The sequence below is a fragment of the Allobaculum sp. genome (assembly GCF_047010065.1).
GTDB lineage: Bacteria > Bacillota_I > Bacilli_A > Erysipelotrichales > Erysipelotrichaceae > Allobaculum > Allobaculum fili.
The window spans coordinates 1-4,827 of sequence record NZ_JBKXLD010000134.1; the positions used below are offsets into that span (position 1 = coordinate 1).

5 protein-coding genes are annotated in these 4,827 nt (G+C 50.8%); all 5 read left to right on the forward strand.

All coding sequences use genetic code 11. The features are described 5' to 3' along the window. Positions 1-41 precede the first annotated feature (41 nt). Positions 42-452, forward strand: a complete 411-nt coding sequence (locus ACLUYS_RS09340) for a hypothetical protein (protein WP_412659700.1) — start codon at positions 42-44, stop codon at positions 450-452. A 56-nt stretch (positions 453-508) separates the two neighbouring features. Then, the gene (locus ACLUYS_RS09345) at positions 509-1,819 is read left to right on the forward strand and encodes a type IV secretory system conjugative DNA transfer family protein (RefSeq protein ID WP_412659702.1); all 1,311 of its coding nucleotides are present in this window, start codon (positions 509-511) and stop codon (positions 1,817-1,819) included. Positions 1,820-2,247: 428 nt separating this feature from the next. After that, complete coding sequence (locus ACLUYS_RS09350) at positions 2,248-3,447, forward strand: ABC transporter substrate-binding protein (protein ID WP_412659704.1); 1,200 nt, start codon at positions 2,248-2,250, stop codon at positions 3,445-3,447. A 73-nt stretch (positions 3,448-3,520) separates the two neighbouring features. Next, positions 3,521-4,399 (forward strand): branched-chain amino acid ABC transporter permease, encoded by an 879-nt coding sequence (locus ACLUYS_RS09355; RefSeq protein ID WP_230267820.1) that lies wholly within the window; start codon positions 3,521-3,523, stop codon positions 4,397-4,399. 3 nt (positions 4,400-4,402) lie between these two features. Beyond that, positions 4,403-4,827: branched-chain amino acid ABC transporter permease (locus ACLUYS_RS09360; protein WP_412659707.1), on the forward strand; the 425-nt coding region annotated here is incomplete at its 3' end.

Sequence of the window (4,827 nt, forward strand, 5' to 3'; positions counted from 1 at the left end):
AGCGTATCTAATATTCAGTCTCGCGTATACCCGTCGATTGTTTGACACTTACACTGAACATGGACGACTCTCCCGAAGAAAGTGAAGACCAGAGCGAACAGGAAGATCAGGTCGAGTCCGATGAACTGAACATGGACGATTCTCCCGAGGAAAGTGAAGACGAGACGGAACAGGAGGATCAGGTCGAATCCGACGAATTGAACATGGACGACTCTCCCGAAGAAAGTGAAGACCAGAGCGAACAGGAAGATCGGAACCATTCGGATGATGTAAACATGGATGAATCGGCAGATCAGGAAGAAGAAACATCTGAAAACGAAGAACAGGCCCAGTCCGAAGATCAGAGTCTGTCCGATGAGCCCAGCATGGAGGACGGTTCTTTGCCATCAGACAGCGGGGAGAGTTCCTCTAAAGAGGAGGAAGAAGACGAACAGAAGGGCATGTCCTACTGATTCCTCCCAGCTAGTCCAATGCTTCAGCCTCAATGTATGGAAGAAAGGAAAAGAAAATGGAATACAACGAACAGATTCTCAGCGGTGAATATCTTCATGATGATCTGACTTACGTAGAACAGACGGCAAAATTCGGCCTTCCCGGAACGCTTCGAACCGGGAACAGTGTACTGCTCTGTCCGGGTGAGCAGATGCTGTCACGCCATCTGCTTCTGCTTGGCGGAATTGGAAGCGGCAAATCCAACTGCTTCAATCACCTGATCCGCAATGTCCGTGCCGGACTGACCGGACAGGATGTGCTGATCATTTTTGATACCAAAGGCGACTATCACGATGAGTTTTACTGTCCGGGCGATGTCGTCATCAGCAACGATGCCCGGGCTACCGGCGGCGCTGGTTTTGACTGCTGGAACGTCTTTAACGAAGTCATGATCGATGACCGCGTCGAAGAAAACGTCTACGAAATTGCCGGTACGCTTTTTTATGACAAGATTCACAACAGCTCGCAGCCGTTTTTCCCAAATGCGGCGAAAGACCTGTTTGCGGCGCTGATGCTGCACATGATCCGCTCCGAGAAAATGGCGGCGCATCACAATAACAAGGCGCTCCGTTCCATGCTGGATACGTTCTCTCCGGAAGCCATGAAGAAAATTCTTCTTTCCTATCCGGATCTGAAGTCGATGAGTACGTATATTGATGATCCGAAGTCCGGACAGACAATGGGCGTCGTCTCGGAACTGCAGCAGGCAGTGCGGGAAATTCTGATCGGCAATTTTAAGCAGAAGGGAACGCTCTCCATGCGGGAACTGGTTCGCCAGAAAGGCGGCCGTGTCATTTTCATCGAATATGACACGGGCATCGGCAATCTGCTTACACCGATTTATAAGCTGCTGGTCGATCTGGCAATCAAGGAAGCGCTCTGCCGCAAGAGCAACGAAGGAAACGTTTATTTCATGCTCGATGAATTCCGGCTGCTTCCGCATCTCGAACACATTGACGACGGCGTCAATTTTGGAAGAAGCCTGGGCGCCAAGTTCGCGATCGGAATTCAGAACGTGGATCAGATTTCGGCAGCGTATGGCGAAAACCTGGCGCGAAGCATTCTTTCCGGTTTCGCGACAACGTTCGCTTTTCGGGTCAACGATTCCAATTCCCGCGGCTACATCAAGGATCTTTATGGAATGAATCTGCGTTCGGCAAGCTTCCTGTCCAATATCACGTCAAGAGGACTGGTCGAGCAGATTCGGGAAACGACGGTCGTTGAAGACGTGGATATCACCCGGCTGCAGATTGGCGAAGCCATTATCAGTACGCTGGGCATGCCGCCTTTCCGCTTCCGGTTTGATGAGTTTTTCTCGTCGCGCTGACTTTGGAATGCGATCCGCACCCCGTAAGGTACTCACAGAAACGGTTCGCAGATCGCAAAAACCAGAGAATAAAACCCGTCCGATCGAAATTTTGGCTCGATCGGGCGGGTTTTGTCGGAATGCGTCTGCTTGTGGAAAGGAAACGACGGTTTTCGGAAAGGATCGGATCGGGAAGAAAAGTGTGCTTTTTGACGGCAGGGAGAACGATTGTACGGGTGACTCGGGCGTTTTCGATCCAAATCGGGTCAAATGTGAATGAAACGTGTACACCAAAGCAAGAAGTTTTCATTTCATTTTCAATTATTTTCATGAAAAAAACGTACAAAGCACACAAAAACGCAGAAATAAGGGAAGGGCACGGGAAGATATGTTGAGATTATCGGTTTTGCGTTTAATATTTAAGCTATCTTTTTAGAAAGAGGAACAAAATGACAAAACACTTCTGGAAAGCAGCCGGAGCCACATTACTCTGCACATCCATGCTCGCTGGCTGCTCAAGCACTCCTGCAACTGGCAGCAGTACCGCAGATTCTGCTGCAGGCTCTTCCGCCAAAGCTGGCGATACCGTTAAAATCGGTCTCAACTTCGAGCTGACCGGTCAGGTCGCTGACTACGGCACAAAAGAAATTAACGGTGCGAAAATCGCTGTACAGCAGTTCAACGCCCGTGAAGACAAGCCCTTCACCGTAGAAACGGTTGAATTTGATGACAAGGGCGAACCGGCTGAATCGGTTGCTGCAATTACGAAACTGATCGAACAGGACGGTGTTGTCGGCGTTGTCGGACCTGCGACTTCCGCAAGCTCCATCGCTACGTATGAATTTGCGACATCGAAGCAGGTTCCTGTAATTTCTCCTTCCGCAACGCAGGTAAACGCCATGCTCAAGGCAGATGGTACACCATATGAATATGCGTGGCGTGTCTGCTTTGAAGACAGCTATCAGGGCAAAGGCATGGCGGAATATGCCTACAACGATCTTGACGCGAAAAAAGCCGTTGTCCTGAACGAAGTATCCGACTACGGTTCCGGCCTGGCCGAAGCCTTCACCGAAGAATTCGAAAGCCTCGGCGGCGAAGTTCTCGACCGTTCCGAATACCAGTCCGGCGACAAGGATTTTGCAAGCTTCATTACCAAAATCAAAGACCTCGACTTCGATGTTATTTACGTTGGCGGCTACTATAACGAAGCAGCCCAGATCGTAAAGGCAGCCAAGGCAGCCGGCATTGAAAAACCGATCATCGGTGCAGACGGATTTGACTCCGCTGACTTCATCCAGCAGATCGGCAACGACTACGCCAACAATATTTATTACACAACCGCCTACACAGCGATTGATCCAAGCGAAGAACTGTCCAAGTTCATCGAAGACTACAAAGCAGCATACGGCGAAGAACCAAGCATGTTTGCGGCGCTTGCCTATGATGCAACCAACCTGCTCCTCTCCAGTCTCGAAACGTCCGGTGCGACGGGTGCAGAACTGAACGAAGCCATCAAGAAAGCAGACTTCTCCGGTATCACTGGATCCTTCACATTTGATGAGACAAACCACACTCCAGCAAAATCCGTTCTCGTTGTTGAACTCGTTGACGGTGTTCAGTCCAACGTCAAGGAAGTAAGCGTAGAATAAGCTGAAAACCTGAATCCATTCAGAAAGCAGGGGTCTGATCCCCTGCTTTTTTCAAAAGAAAGGAGAACTCCATATGGAAGTGTTTCTGCAGCAGGTGATCAACGGACTGTCGCTTGGCAGTATTTACGCGCTGGTCGCCCTCGGCTATACGATGGTGTACGGAATCATCAAACTGATCAACTTTGCACACGGCGACATCTATATGATCGGTGCCTACACAGCCTTTTTCGTAACTACCTACATGGGCATGAGATTTCTGCCGGCCCTGATCGTGTGCATGATCGTCTGCGGAATTCTCGGTGTACTCATCGAACGCATTGCCTATCGTCCTCTGCGAAAGGCGCCCCGTATTACCGCGCTGATTACCGCGATCGGCGTCAGCTATGTCATTGAATACACGACCCAGATGTTCATGGGCACGTCCACAAGAACGTATCCGAAGCTTCTGCCGGATACCTCATGGCAGCTCGGTCCGGTTCGTATTTCCTATATTCAGATGGTCATCTTTACCGTAACGATCGTACTGATGATTCTTCTGACGCTCGTCATTCAGAAAACAAAAATCGGCCGTGCGATGCGTGCCGTTTCCGCCGATGAAAATGCCGCCAAGCTGATGGGTATTTCCGTCGACAATACGATTTCCTTCACCTTCCTGATCGGTTCCGCCCTCGCGGGCGCGGCCGGTATGCTGGTCGGTGTGTACTACAACGCAGCCAGCCCGCTGATGGGTATGGTTCCTGGTCTGAAAGCGTTCGTTGCGGCCGTATTCGGCGGCATCGGCTCCATTCCGGGCGCGCTTGTGGGCGGTCTGTTTATCGGCGTTGCCGAAACGCTGGTCGTTGCCTACGGCTCCTCGCTGTACCGCGACGCCATCGTGTATGCCATCCTGATTCTGGTGCTGATCATCAAGCCGACCGGTCTGTTTGGCAAGAACGAAAGAGAGAAGGTGTAATCCATGGCAAAACAGGTTCTGACAAAAACCAACCTGATCTGGACGGTGATTGCACTGAGCATCTTTACCCTCGTCTGGGTTCTGATGGGCGCGGGCGTTATCAACTCCTACTATGAATCGACGATCTTTACGATCTGCTTCAATATTATTCTGGCTGTCTCCCTGAATCTGATTGTCGGCGTCTGCGGACAGTTCTCCTTAGGACATGCGGGATTCATGGCGATCGGCGCCTATTCTGCCGGTATCGTTACGAAAATGATGCCCAACTACGGCGGCATGGCGCTGGGCATTCTGATCGGCTTTGTCATTTCGACGCTGGCCGCTCTGGTCGTTTCCATTCCGACGCTGCGTCTGCGCGGCGACTACCTCGCCATTGCGACGCTGGGCTTTTCAGAAATTATTCGAATCTGCATTCAGAACATGAAAAT

Bases quoted from the DNA above. Each gene is read 5' to 3' on its own strand.
- ACLUYS_RS09345 (WP_412659702.1), top strand. From the start codon at position 509: ATGGAATACAACGAACAGATTCTCAGCGGTGAATATCTTCATGATGAT.
- ACLUYS_RS09350 (WP_412659704.1), top strand. From the start codon at position 2,248: ATGACAAAACACTTCTGGAAAGCAGCCGGAGCCACATTACTCTGCACA.
- ACLUYS_RS09355 (WP_230267820.1), top strand. From the start codon at position 3,521: ATGGAAGTGTTTCTGCAGCAGGTGATCAACGGACTGTCGCTTGGCAGT.